Below are 20938 nucleotides of genomic sequence, written 5' to 3' on the forward strand. Positions count from 1 at the left end.
TAGCAGCACAAATTTAAAAAGGTGAAGCAATGACCACCTACATTTTTTTCGATGAAGCCTTACGGATGCTAACCAACGCCTATTTGATATCAGTAGTACTGTTAATAGCAGCTTCTGGTATAGGTTTGGCGGTAATTGAAACAATAGAAAAGGCAGGAGAACGCTAAGTTTACAAATGGCAGTGTACTTCTTGCCAAAAGCCATTGGGTGCAAGTGTTCGCCATGAACAAATCTTGGGAATACTAAAGCATGAAAGTCTCATAGTGTTGCAGTCTTGCCTGTAAATCTACCAAACACACAGGTAACTGTAGCGCTATTGAGGCTCTAACCAAGGAGTTACTACAATGGGTCTATTAGACGCTGTGTTGGGCACAGAAAGCCAAACCCAAACAGCACTCAATCCAGCGGAAGCTTTTGCTGTCATTGTTTTGGCTGCAACAGCGTCAGACGGTTATCTTTCTGTTGAGCAGGCAAATTCTATCACTTTTGTGCTGTCTCGGATGAAACTTTTTAAAAGTTATCCCCATGAGATGATGAACAAGCTGTTTGAGAAAATCTTGGGCATTCTCGAAGGGGATGGCTTCAATACTTTATTTAATGCAGCCAAAGATTCTCTATCTCAAGACTTGCGGGAAGCAGCCTTTGCAGTAGCTACCGATCTAGTTCTAGCTGAAGGTATCGTAACTGAAGAAGAAAAAAACTTCTTAAATGATTTATATCAAGCTTTAGGTGTTTCTAGCGAGATAGCAATACAAATTGTGCAAGTAATCTTAATTAAAAACCGGGCATAAGGCGATAAAACTTAGGCTTAGATTCGCGCCTTTTTCAAGAATCGCAAATCTTGTTGTTCAATGCAGTATTATGTCATAATTCGATTTTATAATTTTAAACTTTAAATTGTAAATTACTTATGCGTTGCTCTGCTACCCTAACCCAACTGGTTGAAGTTCTTTTGGCCAGTTCTGTAAACTTATCTAAAACTGCTTTAACACAAGTAAGTTGCGGTATACAAACAGATAGCCGTACCCTGAAGCCGGGTGAAGTATTTCTAGCTTTACGAGGCGATAAGTTTGATGGACATGAATTTGTGCAAACTGCGATCGCAAAGGGTGCAATAGTGGCAATTGTGGATTTTGAATACGAAAATCCGGGACTTCCTGTATTACAAGTAAAAGACACCCTAAAAGCATATCAGAAAATTGGCAGATGGTGGCGCGATCGCTTTAACATTCCTGTAATTGGTGTCACAGGTTCCGTAGGTAAAACTACAACTAAAGAATTAATTGCGGCAGTTTTAGGAACAAAGGGACGAGTTCACAAAACTTATGGAAATTACAACAACGAAATCGGTGTCCCGAAAACTCTTCTAGAACTTGGCAAAGAAGATGACTACGCCGTGATTGAAATGGCGATGCGGGGTAAGGGACAAATTGCCGAACTGACGCAAATAGCACGTCCAACAATTGGAGTGATTACCAATGTGGGGACGGCACATATTGAGTTACTGGGTTCGGAAGAAGCTATCGCACAAGCCAAATGTGAGTTGTTAGCCGAAATGGCTGCTGATAGTGTGGCAATTCTCAACCACGACAATCCTTTATTAATGGCCACAGCAGCGAAAGTTTGGCACGGAGAAGTTTTAACTTACGGCTTTTCTGGTGGGGATATCCAAGGGCAGTTAATTGATAACGACCAGGTGGAAGTTGGAGGAATCCAACTACCTCTACCTTTACCTGGTCGTCACAATGCGACTAATTTCTTGGCAGCTTTAGCGGTTGCAAAGGTGTTGGGGATCGATTGGGCAAGCTTCAAAGCAGGTGTGATGGTGGATATGCCCGCAGGGCGATCGCAGCGATTTACCTTACCCAATGATGTGGTAATCTTAGATGAAACTTATAATGCTGCACCAGAAGCGATGATTGCAGCGTTGCAATTATTGGCAGAGACACCCGGAAAGCGGAAGATTGCCGTATTGGGTGCAATGAAAGAATTGGGAGAGCGATCGCAGCAGTTGCACCAGCGAGTGGGAGAAACAGTGAAAAAGTTGAATTTAGACGGCTTGTTGGTTTTGGTAGATGGACAAGATGCCGAAGCGATCGCTCTTAGTGCCGAAGGTATTCCATCGGAGTGCTTTGCAACTCATGCTGATTTGGTGGCTAGGTTGAAGATATTTGTGCAAGCAGGCGATCGTTTATTATTCAAAGCTGCCCATTCCGTGGGACTAGATCGGGTAGTCAATCAGTTACGTGCAGAATTTTCCAGATGATACCGTTAGAAACCCAACGTCTCATACTGCGAGACTTTGTAGAATCAGATTGGCAAGCGGTTCATCAATACGCTAGCGATCCTAAAGTTGTGCGTTATTTGACTTTTGGCCCTAATAGCGAAGAAGATACCAAAAATTTTTTGCAAAAAGAGATTTTATTGCAAGGGGAAGAACCCCGTCAGCATTTTGCCTTGGCAGTGACTTTAAAAGCCCAAAAGCAATTAATTGGTATTTGTCGAATTTCTACTCTAGATACTGATAACAAAATAGGCTCTATTGGATACTGTTTTAGTAAAGAATTTTGGGGACAAGGATATGCGACTGAAGCTGTAAAAGCAGTTGTATCATTTGGTTTTCAGGAGTTAGGCTTACATCGCATTTTTGCGACTTGTCACCCAGAAAACATTGCCTCAGCACGAGTTATGCAAAAAATTGGAATGCAGCAGGAAGGGTATTTGCGAGAACACCATTGGATTAAGGGAGAATGGCGAGACTCTTGGCTATATGCCATCCTTGAGCATGAATGAAGAAGCGTCAATTAGGTAGGGATAGCCTAACCGATTTTTTACCTGCAAGCGATCGCTTTTTCTCATCTCTCCTAATTTATTAGTAAGTGTAACCCTCCAATACCAGCAAATTTTTTGAAGTAACTAAACTTAGACAATGGCTAAGTTAGTTAAGTTGCCTTTGTAACCACTAATCTCAATCACAGCATCCGTGAGAGCAGAGAATCCATTTGTACTATCATTAAGTGCTAAAAAAGTCCGTCCATTATTGCCTGTACCAAAGGTAAAAGTTGCCGCACCTTTAGCCACAAAAGCAGTTGCAGTCAATATCTGTTGTAAATCCGAAAGATTCAGACTTGCAACAGTGCCAAGTTGAACCAAATTAGCGGCTGAAACTGCATTCAAACCATCAATTTTATCTTCACCGATCTTGAGATCAGTAATTCTATCAAAGGCAGACAGCAGTGAATCACTCAGGCTGTTAAATACAAACTTATCAGCGCCATTACCGCCTGTAAGAATATCATTACCAGCGCCGCCGTTGAGGATGTCATTACCGTTACCACCAACTAATTTGTCATTTCCGGCTAATCCAAATAGTTGATCGTTGCCGTTTTTACCAGAAATTTTGTCATTGCCAACCCCACCAATGAGTTTATCTGCACAATTGCCACCCTTTAAGGTTTTGTTTGCTACATTTGCATCGTTGGTGGTTGTGCTGATCAGTTGACCATTAGCATTATACAGATAAGTAGCAATTGCATCAATTATGCCATTATGATTATTATCAATATCTGCGGAAGTCAGTTTGCCATTGGCATTATAGTTGTAAGTGGTAATCTCATTAGCGATACCATCATTATTTTTGTCAACTACCTGTGCAGTTAGTTTGCCATTAGCATCGTAACTGTAAGCAGTTAGCTCATCAATGATGCCATCATTATTATTGTCAATCTCCTGCGATTTCAGCTTGCCGCTAAAATCGTAGCTGTAAATGCCAACCGCATCAATGACACCATCATTGTTGAAGTCATAACTGGCGGATGTGCGTCCATATATTTCGGTTAGAACTGTGAGATTGTCTTTGTTGTTAGGACTTTCGTATGTCTTGGTGCCGTTGGCATCATAAATATAAATTTGGACATAATCAGCGATGCCATCGCCGTTGTTGTCTTGGCTATAGAATGTCTTGTTGCCATTGGTATCATAAGTAGAGATAGTGACTGTCTCAGCAATGCCGTCGCCGTTGTTGTCTTGGCTTTCGGATGTCAACTTGCCATTGGCATCATAAGTATAGGTTGTTGCCCTATCAACGATGCCGTCGCCGTTGTTGTCTTGGCTTTCGGATGTCAACTTGCCATTGGCATCATAAGTATAGGTAGTGACTGTCTCAGCAATGCCGTCGCCGTTCTGGTCATAGCTTTCGGATGTGAAGTTGCCATTGGCATTTAAAGTAAAACTTTTGACATAATCAACGATGCCGTCGCCGTTGTAGTCATAGCTATAGGATGTCTGGTTGCCGTTGGTATCATAAGTATAGCTTGTTATCCTATCAACAATACCGTCGCCAGTGTAGTCATAGCTTTCAGATGTCTGGTTGCCATTGGCATTATAAGTAAAGGTTGCGACATAATCAACGATGCCGTCACCAGTGTAGTCACGCCTTTCGCCCGTCTTGTTGCCATTAGCATTATAAGTAGAGCTTATAACATCATTAGCGATGCCGTCGCCGTTGTCATCTTGGCTATAGAATGTTCGCTTGCCATTGGTATCATAAGTAGAGGTTTCGACATAATCAGTGATGCCGTCACCGTTGTAGTCACGAATTTCGGATGTCTTGTTCCCGTTGGTATCATAAGTATAAGTTGTTACCCTATCAACGATGCCGTTGCCGTTGGTGTCACGAATATAGAATGTTCGCTTGCCATTGGTATCATAAGTAGAGGTTTCAACATAATCAGTGATGCCGTCGCCGTTGCTGTCACGACTTTCGGCGGTCTTGTTGCCATTGGCATCGTAAGTAGAAGTTTCGACATAATTAGCGATGCCGTCGCCGTTGCTGTCAAGACTATAGAATGTTCGCTTGCCATTGGCATCATAAGTAGAGGTTTCAAACCTATCAGCAATGCCGTCACTGTTGGTGTCTTCGCTATAGGATGTCAACTTGCCGTTGGCATCATAAGTAGAGGTTGAGTAGCGTTTATCAACGATGCCGTCGCCGTCGCTGTCATAGCTAGAGGATGTCTGGTTGCCGTTGGCATCATAAGTATAAGCAGAGGTTGAGAGATAATCAGCGATGCCGTCGCCGTTAGTGTCAACCCTAGAGGATATCAACTTGCCTTTGGCATCATAAGTAGAGGTTTCAAACCTATCACCGATACCGTCGCCGTTGTAATCAGAGCTATCGGATTTCTTGTTTAAATAGCCGTTGGCATAGTAAGTATAAGTTGTTACAGAATAATTATAGCTACCGTCTCGGTTGGAGTAATTACTAGAGAATGTCAGGTTATAATTGTAGGTAATAACTGAGTCTATTATCCCATCACTGTTGCTATCTATGCTCTGGGCTATAAGTTTGCCATTGGCATCGTAAGTATAATTTGTGGTTGATGTCATACACTTCTGTTCCTCTATTAATTATCTGTATTACCATACTACAGTATTAAAGTGTGGATAGTCGAAACTCATGGCAGGTTATCAAACGTATTTCTGTTGTATAGCGGTTCCCACTCAGGTGCGGTACAAAATTAATCGCAAGGTGTAGGGGCACGGCATGCCCATTGGTGTCAACTTAAGCTCAAATGCATGATGCACAGGCGTTTTACCCCCCTTAATCCCCCCTTAGAAAGGGGGGAAAAAGAAATGCAGTTCCCTCCCCTTGACAAGGGGAGGGTTAGGGTGGGGTAACGCGGGTCGTGATGGGAAGCCAGAGAACTGAATATCACGTCTTGACAAGGGTTTCACGTTAAGTTGACACCAATGGGCATGCCGTGCCCCTACGGGTGTACCTCACGTAAACGAGAACTGCTATATCAGCAATTGAAAAGATAATATACTCAAAAATTTTTATTAGTCAATGTTGTAGATCACATCATTGGGTTCTTCAGCCAATTAGTATGAAAGTTAGCTCTTACACTATGAGAATAATTACGCAAAAGGTAAACCTTAAACGTAAAAAACATCCTTCAAACCCACTCGCTAAATATTAGACATCTCCAAAAAAGAATGTAGAGACGTTGCAGTGCTACGTCTCTACAAGGGTTCTGGATAACGCGATTTGTACCCACAACCGCAAAAATACAGATTTAGTTAGAAATATATTAATGATATTAAAAGCTGTTTGTAAAGTAAGTTTAAGACGAAGTTGAGATTTAGTTTACGCGACGCAGCATTAATCGGGTGATTGCGGCTGTAACCAATAGCGTCAACTCGTCTTAAATCTAAAATTTGGAGAGCGATGTCTAACGACAAGCCGCTAAGACGCGTCTATGCACCAGTTGCAATAGCGAGTTTGAGAAATAGTACGATGGAGAGTAGGTGTAGATTTCAAGCGTTGTTGGAAAGACTAGGGTTATTACTGTAGCGTCTTTGAAAAAGAATTGCTGCCAAATTAGTTACTAAACAGGTAATTGCTAGCCACATCAAGATATAAGTAGGAGCCATCACCACGCCAATCATGAACCAAGTATATACGTGCAGTATCATTACAGAAGCGAAAAAGCTAGCAATTCCAGCAGATTGCCACACTTGATACGATGGGCGACGTAACGCTACCAGGCTCATCGTTAAAATTGTGACAAGTAAGTTCGCTGGTACGAGAAATGTACAAATACTAACGCAATTGCCACGAGAGAACTCAGTTAAGATGTTTAAATCGAGCATTAATTTGTTGGGATAGGTGTTAGCTTTTTAAGAATTTAATTTATTGTATTTTAAAATAACGAAATCAACATTAATATATTAGTAAGTAATCACTTTGCAAATATAACATAAATTAAACTATTGAGTTGCGTTTTGATATTCCCAATAGTTAGTTAATTATAAAGATTTTGGATAAGTAGGGTGGAAAATACCCACCCTGGCTGAATTAACCCGGTAAAATCACCGTATCGATAACGTGTACCACACCATTATCAGCTTCGATATCTGCTGCTAAAACTGTGGCATTTTTAACTTCAAAACCATCAGAAGAACTAATTTTAATGGGTGAACCTTCCACAGAATTAACCGTACCGAGTTGTGCCAAATCAGCCTTTAGCAGCTTTCCTGGAACGACATGATACTTTAAAATCCGCGTTAGCTGGGGAATATTTTGTAACAGAGTTTGGATAGTTCCCGGTGGTAACTTGGCAAAAGCATCGTCATTTGGTGCAAAGACAGTGAACGGGCCAGGACTTTTTAATGTTTCTACTAAACCAGCAGCTTGCACAGCTGCCACCAGTGTTTTAAAAGACTCAGCCGTAACTGCAATATCAACAATATCAGCCATATATCTTACCTAGAATCTCTGCAAAAGATTTTAAAGGATAATAAACCTATTTGAAGTTTTATTAAATAAAATAAATTTAAAATCAGGCTTTGAATAAACTACACGTAAGACATCACCTTATGACGTTTCTAGGGAAATTCCTGGTAGAACAAATATCCGATGTTAGCCTTAAAACTCGTGAAGCCTTTATAGATAGCAAGTTGGGAAATAGGGGTAAATTCAATACTGCTCGGTTAAGGTGCATAGTCATTGGAGATCCCCCTTAGTCCCCCTTAAAAAGGGGGAAAATAAGGCATTTTGAGCAAGCCTTTTTAAGGGGGGTTGGGGGGATCGACTCTTAACCGAGCAGTATTGGGGGTAAATTAGGGGCACAGAGGCAGAGGAGAATAATTCGTAACCAATGCCCAATGCCCATTAATTATGATTAACTTTCCAGTTTGCTAAATCAGTTAAAGAGCGATCGCGGTAACGTCCATAACGCTCCTGCTTACTTTTGATTTTCGCACCCAATTCGGGAAAAATCCCAAAGTTGGGCGGCATTGGTTGGAAATGCTTCGGCGAAGCCGAACTAATAAATTCCAATAACGCACCCATCATTGTTGTTGGTGGTAAAACCAAAGCTTCTTTACCCAAAGCTAGCCTTGTGGCATTAATTCCCGCCAAGCAGCCACCCGCAGCCGCAGCAGTGTAGCCTTCAGTACCAATCAACTGTCCAGCAGCTAACAATGTCGGACGCTCTTTAAATTGCAAAGTAGGATGCATTAGCTGAGGAGCATTAATAAAAGTGTTGCGGTGCATCACTCCCAATCGCACAAACTCCGCCTTTTCCAAACTTGGAATTAGCTGAAATATTCGCTTTTGCTCACCCCAACGCAGGTTCGTTTGAAATCCTACCATATTCCACAGTTGACCAGCTTTATCTTCTTGTCGTAACTGCACCACAGCATAAGGACGTTCCCCGGTGCGAGTATCTGACAATCCCACTGGCTTTAAAGGCCCGTAGCGCATGGTATCTTCCCCACGCTGTGCTAGTTCTTCAATGGGTAAACAAGCTTCAAAAAATTTCGCCGTTTCCCGTTCAAAACCTTTGAGTTCTGTTTGTTCCGCTTTACAAAGTTCTTCTCGAAACCGTAAGTACTGCTCTTTATTCATTGGGCAGTTGAGATAAGCAGCTTCACCTTTGTCATAACGTGATGCCATAAAAGCAACGTCACGGTTAATCGATTCTCCTACAATAATCGGACTAGCTGCATCAAAAAAGCTCAGGTATTCCATCCCGGTAAAGCGGCGCAAATCTTGGGCTAAGTCGGGACTGGTTAAAGGCCCAGTTGCCAAAACCACAATTCCTTCAGGAATTGCAGATACTTCATCCCGGCGAAATTCAATTAAAGGATGACTCGCTAAAGTTTGAGTCAAGTCTTGGCCAAATTGTCCCCTGTCTACTGCCAGCGCCCCACCAGCAGGTACGGCGTGTTCATCAGCTTTAGAAATGACGATAGAACCTAGTTGGCGTAACTCTTCGTGCAATAATCCAGCTGCGTGATCGCTTGCCATTGCCCCAAAGGAATTACTACACACTAATTCTGCCAAATGTTCTGTATGATGAGCAGGGCTGAAGCGTTTTGGACGCATTTCATGCAAAATTACCGGTACTCCAGCTTGGGCTATTTGCCACGCTGCTTCTGTCCCAGCTAGTCCACCTCCAATTACTTGTATCGGTTGTTGTTCCATAGTTAAATTTTTGGTTCCTATATCATAAGTATTCATCAGTATCACTGAAGTAAAATTAAATAAAAAGTCATGCTGACAATATAGTAATCCTATCTGAGTTGTGGAAATTACTTTTTAATCGAACCACAGAGGCGCAGAGAAGCCAGTGCGCCCTTGCGGTTACCCGACTTGAAGCAACTGGCGCGACACAGAGAGAAGAATCAACAGAAATTTTCACAAATGATTTAGGATTGCTATATAATTCAGTGTCAAACATGGTGGAGTAACAACACATCTACCATCAAGCGATCGCCTGCCCTGATGTTGCCATGATCCAAGAAAACCCAAAATTTGCTTATAGTTAAAACTTCTACTATTTTTATATTCTGGCGATCGCAGTCTAAAAATCCGTTTACACCCTATCCCAGGTCAATTTACTTCTGCGTATACCCCGCCATCTTTCTGTAGGCTGACACCGCGCTAAATCCAACCTACCTGGAAAACCTTAAGAGAATAAGGTAAATCTAATGGTAATGATAAATTTTTTCAATAAAATTTATATTTTTGTAAATTGCCTTGCTGGCTATATTACTGTAATGCTTATTTTTAGGACTTTTGCCGCTTACTTGGCAAACTCAGTTTTTACCTTGACTAATCGATGAGGTTAAGAGAAACTAACTAAATACTGATGTGACTGCTTACAAAATTAATAATTTTTGTAAAGATTCTGAGATATATATGTTGAGAGATGGAACATTATTTAACAAATGGTAAGTTTGTATCTAAGTAAAAATGTTCCTACGGCTATATTTGTAGCCTTCTGCTTAGGCAGTAGAATTTAAGCGTACTTATCGTGGTTGGCCAAGAGCATGGAGACATTAGAGTTCATAATCTATCCAGACGGTCGGGTACAAGAAAAAGTCACTGGCATTGTAGGGGCTTCTTGCGCTGAGGTTACAGCAGCAATAGAGGCACAGCTGGGGCAAGTACTTAATCATGAGCCAACCTCAGAATATTTCGCCGCGAAGGTGCAGCAATCTAATGTGGCGAATACACACACCACTTACAGCGATTGGTAAGTTTTCACAGTAGTTTAGTGTAATATAATTCACAACCACCATGTCACACTTTAGCCAAATTAAAACTCAAATCCGTAACCTTGATTCTTTGAAAGATGCTTTGACTGAATTGGGCGTAGACTGGAAACCTGGCCCACGCGAAGTCCGTGGCTATCGCGGTCAAACCCATCCTGCGGAAGTGACTATTGAGCAGGAAAATGGCTATGACATAGGTTTTAGATGGAATGGCTTGGAATATGAATTGGTAGCTGACTTGCAATATTGGCAGCAAAACCTGTCTGTAGACGGATTTTTACGCCAGGTAACACAGCGCTATGCTTATCAAACAGTTGTCAAAGAAACCGCTCGTGTTGGTTTTCAAGTCTCTGAACAACAAAAAAATGAAGATGGTTCAATTCGCCTGGTAGTACAGCGCTGGAGTGCGTAATGGCTGATTTTCTGCCGTCGCTTGAAGAACAAGAAGAAAATCGTTCCGGTTTGGAACCAGAATTAGGGGGTTTTTTACGGGATGCCCCAGAACGTTCTGGTTTAGAACCGGAATTGGGCGGTTTGCTGCGCCAAAATGGTGTTTATGTTGACGAAATCACTTGTATTGGTTGCAAGCATTGCGCTCATGTTGCACGTAACACCTTTTACATTGAACCAGATTACGGGCGATCGCGCGTGGTTCGGCAAGATGGAGACGCTGAGGAAATTATCCAAGAAGCAATTGACACTTGTCCGGTTGATTGCATTCATTGGGTTGATTACACTGAACTGAAAAAATTAGAACAAGAACGCAAATATCAGGTAATTCCTGTAGTCGGTTATCCGGTGGAACATGCAGTTGCTGCTAGCGAACGTCGGCGTAAAAAGCAAAAGTTAAAAACCAAAAAATCCCGTTATTAACATAAAAACCTTAAATCAAAATAATAAAGGACTGGATACCAGTCCTTTTGCTTTTCGTCATACTAGTTAATTTTTGATGTGTAAATCACATCAAATTGTAAAAGTTAGTATTATTTGATATTGCTGAAAGGGATTTCTGTTTAAATCCCATTAATCCAAAATTGGCAATCCAAAATCCCAAATTTTTATGGCTGCCTTCATTTAAAATTTAGAGGATCGTGTTGTGAAAGCAATTTTTCTACTTTTGCCTCGTCTAACCTAGCGGTTAATCTTCTAGTTTCATGCAAGTCTCTAGTAGTTTTCGCCAAAGTAAAGGTTGAGCCAACAGAGAAAGCTATACCCATACCCATAAAGCCTTTCACCCAGCCATTTACAGGTAAGTTTACAATGCCGCAGGTGGTCATAGAAATAGAAATTACAAAAGCTGCCCAAGTTTGAATAACCCAAGCTGGACTGTCTTTTTGAGTACCAATTGTTTGCATATTTCCTACTTTTGATATGAGTGATTTATACCAATTCGTAATTCGTAATTCGTAATTCGTAATTAAGAAAAGTCAGATTTAATCTGGGTTTCCAGACTTGTATCTATCTATAGTTTCATTTTGGAGAATTGGTGTTAACAGTAATTGTATTGAGTGGTAGGTTTACTGGTATCAATAGTAAGACCAGTTTGGTAACTGGACTCTAAAAAGCAAGCTCAAGAGCAACTGAAGTAAATAGAAACTGGCACAAGGTTTGTACCAGTTTTATAAGTGGCATTAAACTGAAATCTTGCAGGATTCTCGATAAACCAACTAGCCCCCCAAGACTCGAAATGTAAGACTAATAACCCAAGTCCACTTAAGTAGAATAAAAGCTTTTACTAGTCGTCTTTAGACGACTTTAGCTATTAGCCTAGTAATGAATTACTAGGCGGTTGTTGTGACTAATGCAATATCTCAGCTTAAACGGATTAATTTACTTAGGGACTTCCAAATAAAAAAATGTTCCCAGGACTTACGCAAAAACTCTCTCTATTTCTCCTCTCTGTGTTCTCTGTGTCTGGAGTGGTTCGTTTATTTGGATAATTTATTTCTTGGAAGTCCCTTATTCATCTGAAAAAGTCTGTACCTTGCCATCAGGACTGAGAACAACTCGAATTCTGACATTTTCTCCGCGTTTATTGGCGGAAACAAAAGGTTTACCAACTTCAGGCATCCCAGCGCTATCAATAAATTCTCTTGCTGCCTTATTGAGGGGAAAAATTCGTTCCACTGTGCCGTCAACACTGACTGTCAAACTGTACTCTAATGTTTGTCCTAGCCCAGTTGGTGGTTGCCAACGTTTTTTTAGGTATTCTCTAGCTTCTGCTACTTGAGGTGTGTCAAATAATGTGCCTGTAGCTACTTCTGTAGATGTGGGAGCTTTGCGTCCGTCCCCTAATTGATCGATAAAGGGATTATTATCCGCAGTTCTAGAGGAGGAAAGTTGTGAAGCAGGTTTCTCTCCAGGAGAAGGTTGCTGTAGGGAATTAATTCTTTCCTGTAGCTGTTGTGAGGTTAGTGGGGAGGGTTGGGTAAGAGTATTGCCACTATTGGGTATGGTGTCAAGAGATGGGGGAACAACTGGTGAGATATTAGTTGGTAAGCTGCTTGTGTTAGAAGATAGTCTGGGTGGCAAATCCCGCAGTTGAGGAAGAGTAGTACCTTGGGGACTTGACCCTGTAGGGTTCTGTCCAAGATTTGGTAATATAGCAATTTCCTGACCTGGGATTTTGCTAGATGGTGCAATCGCTCGATTAGTGGAAAGGGTTGAAGTCTTGCCCTGAGGTATTGTCAGTACATTTAGAGGTGGCGGTGTAGAGAAACTAGAAATAGGGGCTGTTAGAGGCGCTTGGGGTAAAGTGGATGTAGAAAATGGAGGAGTGGAACCTAGCAAATTCTCTGATGGAGTGGTGAGTCCAGGTTGAGGCGTGGGAAAGTTTAGTGAGGTTGAAGGTTCTAAAGCAGTCTTTACCGCAGCTGGATCTGCGGTTTTGGCTGTCTGCTGTTGCTTTTCCCTAAGGTTGTTAGCATATTGCCAAGTAACTGGTAAAAAACCTAGACCTAATACTAATACTGCGGCAACAGGTGCCCAAGCAGGGAACCTCAGAGTCGAAGTGCTGTTGAGAGTTGGGAGTGCCATAACATCAGTTGAGTACTCATCTAAAGCACTGGCCAAATCGAATAGTTGCAGCAGACTGAGTTGAATTACGGGGCCGGATGATTGGTTAGCAAGAGAACCGAGAAATAAGTTGTGAGTTAAATGGCTGCTTGGTTCTAAGCGGATATTTGCCCCAGGAATCTGGGTACTAAAGGAATTTAATGTTTTTGTAGAGGACTTTAATTCCGGCTCACCTAATGCTGTGCTTGACTCCTGGGTATCGGAGAAACTGACGCAAAAGCTTTCTGGAGACTGTTGGAGGAATTGCTGTACATAGCTTGTGACTGCATCACATAAAGCTTCAAGTTGATCGCAATCGCCCCGAATTGGAACTCTGTGTTCTTCTGGTAGCCGGGGATCATCAAAACGAAGCTCAAAGCTCAGGTGCTTGAGGACAGTTTTCCCCATCCAACGCGACAGGGGGGAGCTTTGCGCGAATACTTCTAGTGTGCAAGTAGGGGGTGTGTAGCAACGAATGACAGAATTTGATAGAGGCATGGCAGGAACTGCGAAGAAGACTATTTGGGATTTTGCAAAAAGTTGAGCCAGTCGCTTGCAAATAAAAGTTGAAATGGCGGATTCTTCCACCCAGAACTTTGTCAGGTTCCTTCGTTATGCAAACTGGTGTGCAAGGAAGGAAGCAGTGCTGATAGTGCATTGCCCAAGAGCTAACGACCATCAAAAGGGAATCCTTATCTAGCAAACTTTCATGAGCGAATTTTGGTTGAGGAATTTCAAATCTAAAATTTAAAATTTTGTTGAACGGTCTATAAGTGCTAGCCAGAGACGGCGATGCCCACCAGGAGCACTGTAAAAAAGTAAATCTACAAGCAGTTTTAGGGCCAGGTTGGTTAGTAAATCCGTTGAGATTTTCTCGTCCTCTTCCATCCGCTCTTGGTAGGTGTTGCAAAAAGCATCAATATAATCTCCAAGTAAAGCAGCCTGGTGAGGTTCCCGGTTATTTCCTGCCATTTGTTCCAACAGTCCGACAGCGCGGCGAATCAATTCCTGGTGCTGTTTGGCTAGGTAGCAGATGATCAGAACAAGCGATCGCGCTTCTTCGACATCTAGCTTTTTTCGCCCTCCTTGACCTTTGCGTAGGGGATTTGATTGGCGCAGTCGCCATAAAGCTACGCGGTCTGGCACTCTTGACTCTAAATTCAGATCAGTTGCCGCCGAAAGCATAGCCTCTGAACCAATGCCAGTTAAGGTTTCTAGCGCCAACAGCACCAAGTCTAATTGGGTTTTGATATTGTCCCATTGAACTGTGTTTGGGGCTGGAAGCTTGATTAAATCCTCCCACTGGGAATTTGGAGTGGCTGAGTTGGCGGCCGAGTGCATAACTTTTAGCATAGGTGATCAAGCTGATAGGGGATGTTGCTGTTACCCATTTTGAAACCAGACTCTTAAGAATCAAGCTTGGTTTCCCATAGCTCTGAGCCAGAGGCTTCATCTAGCTTTTTTCTATGTGGTAAACAGCAGGTATCTTTGTCCTACTCTAGATGAAAATTTATTTTCGACAAAGTAGAAAAGTATCAATTCTAGTTAAGGTTTACCCAACCTTCGCTGCTAGTTCCGTACAAGAGTATAAATAAACTATTGTTTTGAATGCTAACCGCTAATTATCGCTAAGTAATTATCTAGAATACCTCCTAATTTATTTGCGCTTTTAAATTTTGAAATTTTTGATGTTTATTACTTGGTCTTCATGTATACATAATTACTATACAAATTTTTAGCTATTTTCTGTAAAAGCGAAAATTTCAGTCCACGCTTAGTGGACAGTAGCTCTGAGCCGCAGAACTGAAGTTCTGGGCGGGATGTCGGTCAGTGCGGCACTTTGATTGTTACAAAAATGTGGGTAACGATAAGCCTTTTTTAAAGTGGGTTAGGGAGGATCAAGCCTTAACCCAAGCGTATTGCTTTATAAAGACGGATGGAACAAACTAGCAGCCTTCACATTTATTGCTACTTTATTTTATGTGAGCAACGGTAACACCGGTGCCGCCATCTGCTTGTTCTGCTGGTTCGTAGTTATTGACTCTGGGATGCTGTTGCAAAAAGGCGTGAACACCTTGTCGCAGCTTACCAGTACCGTAACCGTGAATAATCCAAACTGGGCCTGTAGCTTCCGAGATGGCTTTATCTAAAATGTATTCGGCATCAGCTACCCGTTTACCACGCAAATCGATGGTGTTTTGGGAAGTCCGAATTTCTGGGACACTTTGCGGTGGCGGGGTTACTGCTGGGGCTGGTTTGGCTTTGACGATTGGTTCGGCTTTTTGACCATCTAGAGATTCTACATCTTGCAACTTCACAGTCATCTTCATTAGCCCAAACCGAACGCTTAAATCGCCATCTTCATCGGGAGCGGTGATCACATCTGCGATCTGTCCCAATTTGGGAATGCGGACGCGATCGCCTACTTTGGGCATAAATCCAGCTTTTGGTTTTGCTGGCACTGCTGGCTGATAAAGTTGGCCAATTTGATTCAAAGCATTGGTTGCTTGCTGGGCCTCTTGGGCTGTAGGCGTACCTTTCTGCAAGCGGCGAATCACTTGGGCAATTTCACCTTTTGCCTGGGCGATCGCTTGTTGGATTGCTATTTCCTGTGAAGCCCGCAAACTGCTTTCCCTCTCCTCTAAACTTGCGGCTTTTGCGGATACTTGTTTGTATAAACGTTCCGCTTGCTGCAACAAACTTTGGGCTTCCGCAGCTTTGGTTTCCTGACGGCGGCGTTGCGCTTCTAAGCCAGCAATCACCTGGTTAACTTCATCTGTGGCCTCTCCCACTTGGGTTTTCGCCTGTTCTACTACTTCTGGTTTTAATCCCAAGCGTAGGGCAATAGTTAAGGCATTAGAACGTCCGGGGATGCCCCACAGCAGACGGTAAGTGGGTGAGAGAGTACTTTCGTCAAATTCTACAGAGGCATTTTCAAACCGATCATCTTCGTATTTCAGGGCTTTTAATTCCCCGAAGTGAGTGGTGGCGATCGTTAGCTGGGCATGGTTGGCTAAATATTGCAACAAGGCGATCGCTAAGGCACTACCCTCTACTGGATCGGTTCCTGCGCCGACTTCATCGAGTAAAACGAGTGATTGGGGAGTGGGGAGTGGGGAGTGGTCTAGATTCTCTTCTTCCCGATTCCCGATTCCCGATTCCCGATTTCCCAATGCTTCTAAAATCCGACTAATTCGGCGGATGTGCCCAGAGAATGTAGATAAACTTTGCTGTAAAGATTGTTCATCGCCAATATCTGCCAACACCTTATCAAACCAAGGTATTTCTACTGGTTCACGGGCGGGGACAAATAAACCCACTTTCGCCATCAATGCTGCTAACCCCAAGGTTTTTAAGGTTACAGTTTTACCGCCAGTATTTGGCCCGGTAATTGTCACTACCCGGATTAATGGGTTTATCAGCAAATCTACAGGAACTACTGGTTGCCCTTGTTCGTGCTGTTGCTGCCACACTAACAGTGGATGTCGCAAATTCCGCAAGGTAATGATTTCACTATCTTCACGCTGGATAAATCGCGGGGGATTTGCTCCTAGCCAGTAGCTATATCGTGATCTAGCGGTTGCCAGATCCAAAGTGGTAGCGATCGCTAACAATCTCTCTAAATCTGGTTTGACTGCGGCTACAAGTTCTGTCAAAGCACGGCGAACCGCTTCTTCTTCTGCTTGCTCTCTTCTAATTATCTGCCGCAGTTGGTTGCCCAAAGGCACTACTGAATTGGGTTCCACATATAGCGTCGCACCGCTAGTAGAGGTATCGTGAACAATACCGGGGATGGCATCTTTTTGGGGTGCTTTTACAGGGATGACAAAGCGATCGCCCCGTTGCGTAATTAGTTGTTCTTGAACTGCTCCAGATTTTGCCTGTAATATATTTTGCAGCTTTTGAGTAATTTGGCTGCGTACTCGCCGCAAGTCTGTGCGAATTTCTCCCAGTTTTTGACTCGCGCGGTCAGTTACCTGGGCCCGTTCATCAATACATCGGTGAATTTCCTGTTCTAGTTCTGGATAAGTCCGCAAATCGGCAACCAAATCAGTCAATATCGGCAAATCTTCCTGATTGTCAATGACACGGCGCAAATTTCTGGCACCAGCGAGGGTAGTAGCGATCGCTAACAGTTCATCTCCTGCCAAAACTCCACTGCGTTCTGCTCGTTCTAAGGAATTGCCAATATCTTGAATTCCCTCAAATGACAGTCCCGTGGTCAGGCGAGTTTCCAGCTGGTAGACTTCTTTGGTTTGCTCTAACAACTGTTCGCTTTGGATCTGAGAATCGGGTATTTTCAGATGACGCGCAGCTGTCGCCCCCAGCTTAGTTGCCGCAAAGGTGGCAAGGTGCTGGCAGAGGCGATGCCATTCTAATAGTTCTAAGGTTTCAGATTGGATCAAGGTTTCAACATCTAATCTGAAATTATCGTAACAATTCTAGCCCCTAGATGGCTAAATTTTAAAGGAGAAAATTTTGCTTTAGTGAATAGTCGAGAGGTATATTTGCCCTCTGCTTCCTTCCACCTTCTTATACATTGATGTATTTTATACTACATCAACATTTTTATTGACTTCAATTCTGATCGAAAACGCCACAAAAACTGATTAAGCAGCAACTATTTCTTGCGCTAGAACGTAAGGCTGAACGATGAGAGTATTAAATCGTTTAGTGCGATCGCCATTCCATTCTCCCACCTGTACTATCGTGGGTTTGGTAATCAATTGCTCATCAATCCACAGTTCCACTGATGGTATATTATCACTGGCGATCGCTACTCCGACATCGATCAAGTTTAGCTCAAGTGCCACTAAAATTACTGCATCTCTTTGTACATGAGGAATTAGCCACTCCCACTCTGCCTCATCCAAAATTTCTGTTAATTCCGCTCTTAAATCCGACATCATTCCTCAATTTGTATTAGCTAATAGTCTATTTTACATTAATTACTACTTCTTAACTCCTAACTCTGCCAATTTTAGATTTAGGATTGGATGTTTTAGATTTTCTCTTCAACTGAAAACTCAAAATCTAAAATTGAATGGCTAATGACTAAACTTCAGATTTCATTTCATCAATTTTAAATAAAAACACAATTACTCCAGCGATGGTAATTAATATATAAAAACTGTTAGTAACCCTGCTACTTTAGTGCCTACTGGTACAAAGCGGCGTAAATAGACACATTATTATTGTATGGTCTTTTTATTTACGTTCCTTTTGTATCAATTTGTATCAATCGAGATAAAATTTAAAGATTATTAACCATCAATATGGATTACAGTAATACCAATTCTCTGTGAAGCTACACATTATTTTGACCCCTCCCAACCTCCCCGATGCTTTGGGGAGGTGCTGCAGGCGGTGGGGTTCTTTCTATGCATCTTCATATAGAACTGGTATAACTACATCTCACTATAAAAGTTCTTACTTAGGCGCTTACCAGCAATAATGTAGGGAATAATCCCAATTTTTCGTTGAGGCTGAGATGCTTTACTTTGCTGCGCTACGTTCAACATGATAAAAACTATACTTTTCAAACATCCTCTGAGATTGCCTAGAAAGCAAGACTTTTAGCAGCTAAAGCAGTATGAAACTAAATTGAGGAACCTAATAATATTATGTCCAGACTGATTGTTTCTTTCCCCCCAATCATAGGCACATCTGGCTCCGATATAGTGACAGGTCAAGAGGATAATGCCTTCCCAGCAATTGGAATTGAGGTTAAAAAAAACGGAGTCATTAATACTCGAAGAGGTAACGACACTATCGAAGGTAGTGGCATCGGCGGCGACGATTTCAGCCAAGCCGGCACAGGCACAGGTATTGCTAACAGTGGCATCATTGATGGAGGAAAAGGAGACGATACCATCTCCGGTACAGGCACGGGCGGTTCCCAGTATCGAGACAATGCACCTGGTACAGGCATCTTTAACACTGAAGGTGGTTACGTGAATGGAGGAAATGGGAAAGATTTCATCTCCGGAAACGCGGGGGGAGGCCAAGTCGGTAGAGGTATCTACAACACTCAGGATAGCCACATTGATGGAGGAAAAGGGGACGATACCATCTCCGGAACTGGAGGTAGCTACGAAGGGACTGGTATAGGAATCTTTAACACTTTGGGCAGCTACATTAATGGAGGAGAAGGAAACGATTCCATTTTCGGAACTGGAACTAGCTCCCAAGGAGATGGTACAGGCATCTCCAACGATGGCGGTAGCGTCATCTGTGGAGGGAAAGGAGACGATTCGATTACTGGTATTGGTAGGGGCAGTAGGGGGTCTGGAGATCCCGTAGGAAGAACATACAGAGCGGGTGTGGGTACAGGTATCTCTAACACTCAAGGCAGCTATATTTTTGGTGGCGAGGGAAACGACTCTCTCTCTGGGACGGGCATAGGCGGTGGAGGGGATAGTACCCCTTTTGGGGACTTTAGTGCGAATATGGGTATAGGCATCAGTAACAGAGGCAACATTTCTCAAGGAATAGGAGACGATTTCATCTCCGGTACAGGCAAGGGCGGTATTGCCGACGGCACAGGCACGAGCGCTGACGGTACAGGCATTGTTAACAGTGGCATCATCAATTTAGGCGATGGCAAAGATACCATCATAGGTACTGGTATTAGCGGTGGTGTAGAAGCTATTGGCATAGGTATTCTTAATACTGATGGCATTATCTACGGAGGGCGAGGATCTGATGCCCTGACTGGCTATGGCACCAGCGTTGGTATCCAAGGTGGAACAATTGATGGCGGGAAGGGTAACGATTACTTCAAAGCCCGTCGAATTGATGCTGACAGTAATCCCGTTTCGTACCAAGGAGGCGCTATTGCCGATGTCTTAATTAAGGGTGGACATGGATGTGACATATTTGATGTTGGTTACGGGAATGCCACGATTGATGGCGGTTGGGGATGGGATAAGCTGATTCTGCCTGATTTAAAAAGTGATTACACCATTATGGGCAACTCCAACAATCAAACCATTGAACGTGATGGGTTCACCCTTAGCGTCTTGAATGTTGAAAAAATCGTCTTTCTCGGCGTTGCTTGCAGCACGCTGTGCTAGGGTAAGAGCAGTTGGCGGAGAGTCTAGGTAAAACTACAGAAAATTATAGGATAAAGGTGTTGAAATTATAGAAAACGTGCGTTATGCTAATTTTCAGTGAGTCATAGATTTCCTTGCATGCTATGGAGCAATGAGCTTTTCGATTGCCCAGAGTCATTCGGGTGACTCGCACAGAGTTCGAGTTGGACGATGGGCGAGTATTTCAGCATGTCGTTGAGTTAGACGACGTGCTAACACCAGAGGAATTTCAGGAGATTTATGACCATTGGCGTGAGTTAATCGAGCCTGATCATGGAACCGAGACTGCTAACTACGGCTGAAGTCGCTCAAAAACTAAATGTAACAGCGTGGACAATTTCGTTGATGGGACACTTCAGGTAAGTTACCAGCAATTAGAACTAAAGGTGGTCATCGGCGCTATCGTCCAGAAGATGTTAATAAGATTTTAGGCATTGAAATTGAAGCTGTGCCGGATAGACTTGAAGCAGTTGCAGCATATACTCGTGTTTCTAGCCACGAACAAAAACTATTGGTGATTTGGATAGACAAAAAGCTAGAGTGTTAGAGCATTGTTTATTAAAAAAATATAACGTCGAACATATTTTTGCAGAGGTCGGCTCTGGAATGTCAGACAGCCGACCTAAATTATTGCGGCTGTTTCAATTAGTAATCAACCATGAAATTACTAGAGTGGTTGTGGAATACAAAGACAGGTTAACTAGGTTTAATTTTGGGATTTATCG

Annotated in this window: 19 protein-coding genes; 10 read left to right on the forward strand and 9 right to left on the reverse strand. The window is 42.7% G+C overall.

The features are described 5' to 3' along the window. The first annotated feature begins 29 nt into the window (after nucleotides 1-29). The 4 genes from LC653_RS32445 (at nucleotide 30) to LC653_RS32460 (ending at nucleotide 2793) form a co-directional block, all read left to right on the forward strand. A complete protein-coding gene (locus tag LC653_RS32445; protein WP_167407653.1) occupies nucleotides 30-167 on the forward strand; it encodes a hypothetical protein in 138 nt (45 codons plus the stop codon). A gap of 177 nt (nucleotides 168-344) precedes the next feature. After that, complete coding sequence (locus LC653_RS32450; protein ID WP_229498715.1) at nucleotides 345-791, forward strand: tellurite resistance TerB family protein; 447 nt, start codon at nucleotides 345-347, stop codon at nucleotides 789-791. Nucleotides 792-910: 119 nt separating this feature from the next. Further along, a complete protein-coding gene (locus LC653_RS32455; protein ID WP_229498716.1) occupies nucleotides 911-2266 on the forward strand; it encodes a UDP-N-acetylmuramoyl-tripeptide--D-alanyl-D-alanine ligase in 1356 nt (451 codons plus the stop codon). Then, entirely contained in the window at nucleotides 2263-2793 is a 531-nt protein-coding gene (locus tag LC653_RS32460; protein ID WP_229498717.1) for a GNAT family N-acetyltransferase, read from the forward strand. The genes LC653_RS32455 and LC653_RS32460 overlap by 4 nt, the downstream gene beginning before the upstream one ends. A gap of 129 nt (nucleotides 2794-2922) precedes the next feature. Here the strand turns inward: LC653_RS32460 and LC653_RS46480 are convergent, their stop codons facing one another. The 4 genes from LC653_RS46480 to trmFO all read right to left on the reverse strand — a co-directional run bounded on the left by LC653_RS46480 (nucleotide 2923) and on the right by trmFO (nucleotide 8992). Further along, nucleotides 2923-5388 (reverse strand): bluetail domain-containing putative surface protein, encoded by a 2466-nt coding sequence (locus tag LC653_RS46480; protein WP_267923266.1) that lies wholly within the window; start codon nucleotides 5386-5388, stop codon nucleotides 2923-2925. Between the two features lie 930 nt (nucleotides 5389-6318). Beyond that, nucleotides 6319-6654, reverse strand: coding sequence for a hypothetical protein (locus LC653_RS32475; RefSeq protein WP_229498718.1), 336 nt, complete (start codon nucleotides 6652-6654; stop codon nucleotides 6319-6321). A gap of 205 nt (nucleotides 6655-6859) precedes the next feature. Beyond that, entirely contained in the window at nucleotides 6860-7261 is a 402-nt protein-coding gene (locus tag LC653_RS32480) for a fasciclin domain-containing protein (protein ID WP_229498719.1), read from the reverse strand. Nucleotides 7262-7675: 414 nt separating this feature from the next. Then, nucleotides 7676-8992 carry an FADH(2)-oxidizing methylenetetrahydrofolate--tRNA-(uracil(54)-C(5))-methyltransferase TrmFO gene (gene trmFO, locus LC653_RS32485; protein WP_229498728.1) on the reverse strand — a complete coding sequence of 439 codons (1317 nt, stop codon included), beginning with the start codon at nucleotides 8990-8992 and terminating at the stop codon, nucleotides 7676-7678. Between the two features lie 848 nt (nucleotides 8993-9840). Between trmFO and LC653_RS32490 the strand changes: the two genes are divergently transcribed. From LC653_RS32490 to LC653_RS32500, 3 genes are read left to right on the forward strand one after another with little or no spacing between them, the layout of a single operon-like run. Next, the gene (locus LC653_RS32490; RefSeq protein ID WP_012406943.1) at nucleotides 9841-10050 is read left to right on the forward strand and encodes a DUF2997 domain-containing protein; all 210 of its coding nucleotides are present in this window, start codon (nucleotides 9841-9843) and stop codon (nucleotides 10048-10050) included. Nucleotides 10051-10090: 40 nt separating this feature from the next. Next, nucleotides 10091-10477 carry a DUF1257 domain-containing protein gene (locus LC653_RS32495; RefSeq protein ID WP_229498720.1) on the forward strand — a complete coding sequence of 129 codons (387 nt, stop codon included), beginning with the start codon at nucleotides 10091-10093 and terminating at the stop codon, nucleotides 10475-10477. Further along, nucleotides 10477-10938 (forward strand): ferredoxin, encoded by a 462-nt coding sequence (locus tag LC653_RS32500; protein ID WP_229498721.1) that lies wholly within the window; start codon nucleotides 10477-10479, stop codon nucleotides 10936-10938. The genes LC653_RS32495 and LC653_RS32500 overlap by 1 nt, the downstream gene beginning before the upstream one ends. Nucleotides 10939-11135: 197 nt before the next feature. Here LC653_RS32500 and LC653_RS32505 read toward each other — a convergent pair whose 3' ends face one another. The 5 genes from LC653_RS32505 to LC653_RS32525 form a co-directional block, all read right to left on the reverse strand. Beyond that, entirely contained in the window at nucleotides 11136-11420 is a 285-nt protein-coding gene (locus tag LC653_RS32505; RefSeq protein ID WP_229498722.1) for a YiaA/YiaB family inner membrane protein, read from the reverse strand. Between the two features lie 604 nt (nucleotides 11421-12024). Beyond that, the gene (locus tag LC653_RS32510; protein ID WP_229498723.1) at nucleotides 12025-13617 is read right to left on the reverse strand and encodes a DUF4335 domain-containing protein; all 1593 of its coding nucleotides are present in this window, start codon (nucleotides 13615-13617) and stop codon (nucleotides 12025-12027) included. A 249-nt stretch (nucleotides 13618-13866) separates the two neighbouring features. Continuing rightward, the gene (locus LC653_RS32515) at nucleotides 13867-14472 is read right to left on the reverse strand and encodes a DUF3038 domain-containing protein (RefSeq protein WP_229498724.1); all 606 of its coding nucleotides are present in this window, start codon (nucleotides 14470-14472) and stop codon (nucleotides 13867-13869) included. 620 nt (nucleotides 14473-15092) lie between these two features. Then, nucleotides 15093-17525 (reverse strand): endonuclease MutS2, encoded by a 2433-nt coding sequence (locus LC653_RS32520; protein ID WP_229498725.1) that lies wholly within the window; start codon nucleotides 17523-17525, stop codon nucleotides 15093-15095. A gap of 204 nt (nucleotides 17526-17729) precedes the next feature. Beyond that, on the reverse strand, nucleotides 17730-18026 hold the full coding sequence (locus LC653_RS32525; protein ID WP_229498729.1) for a DUF2288 domain-containing protein: 297 nt from the start codon (nucleotides 18024-18026) through the stop codon (nucleotides 17730-17732). Between the two features lie 717 nt (nucleotides 18027-18743). Between LC653_RS32525 and LC653_RS32530 the strand changes: the two genes are divergently transcribed. The 3 genes from LC653_RS32530 to LC653_RS47565 form a co-directional block, all read left to right on the forward strand. Next, nucleotides 18744-20195: a hypothetical protein gene (locus LC653_RS32530; protein ID WP_229498726.1), complete on the forward strand. Its 1452-nt coding sequence runs from the start codon at nucleotides 18744-18746 to the stop codon at nucleotides 20193-20195. A 143-nt stretch (nucleotides 20196-20338) separates the two neighbouring features. Then, on the forward strand, nucleotides 20339-20515 hold the full coding sequence (locus LC653_RS32535; RefSeq protein WP_229498727.1) for a hypothetical protein: 177 nt from the start codon (nucleotides 20339-20341) through the stop codon (nucleotides 20513-20515). A gap of 217 nt (nucleotides 20516-20732) precedes the next feature. Further along, nucleotides 20733-20938 (forward strand): recombinase family protein (locus tag LC653_RS47565; RefSeq protein ID WP_372478255.1); only part of this gene is annotated, 206 nt, incomplete at its 3' end.

Origin of the sequence: Nostoc mirabile CHAB5784, from assembly GCF_020829645.1 — a bacterium.
GTDB classification, from domain to species: Bacteria; Cyanobacteriota; Cyanobacteriia; order Cyanobacteriales; family Nostocaceae; genus Nostoc; species Nostoc mirabile.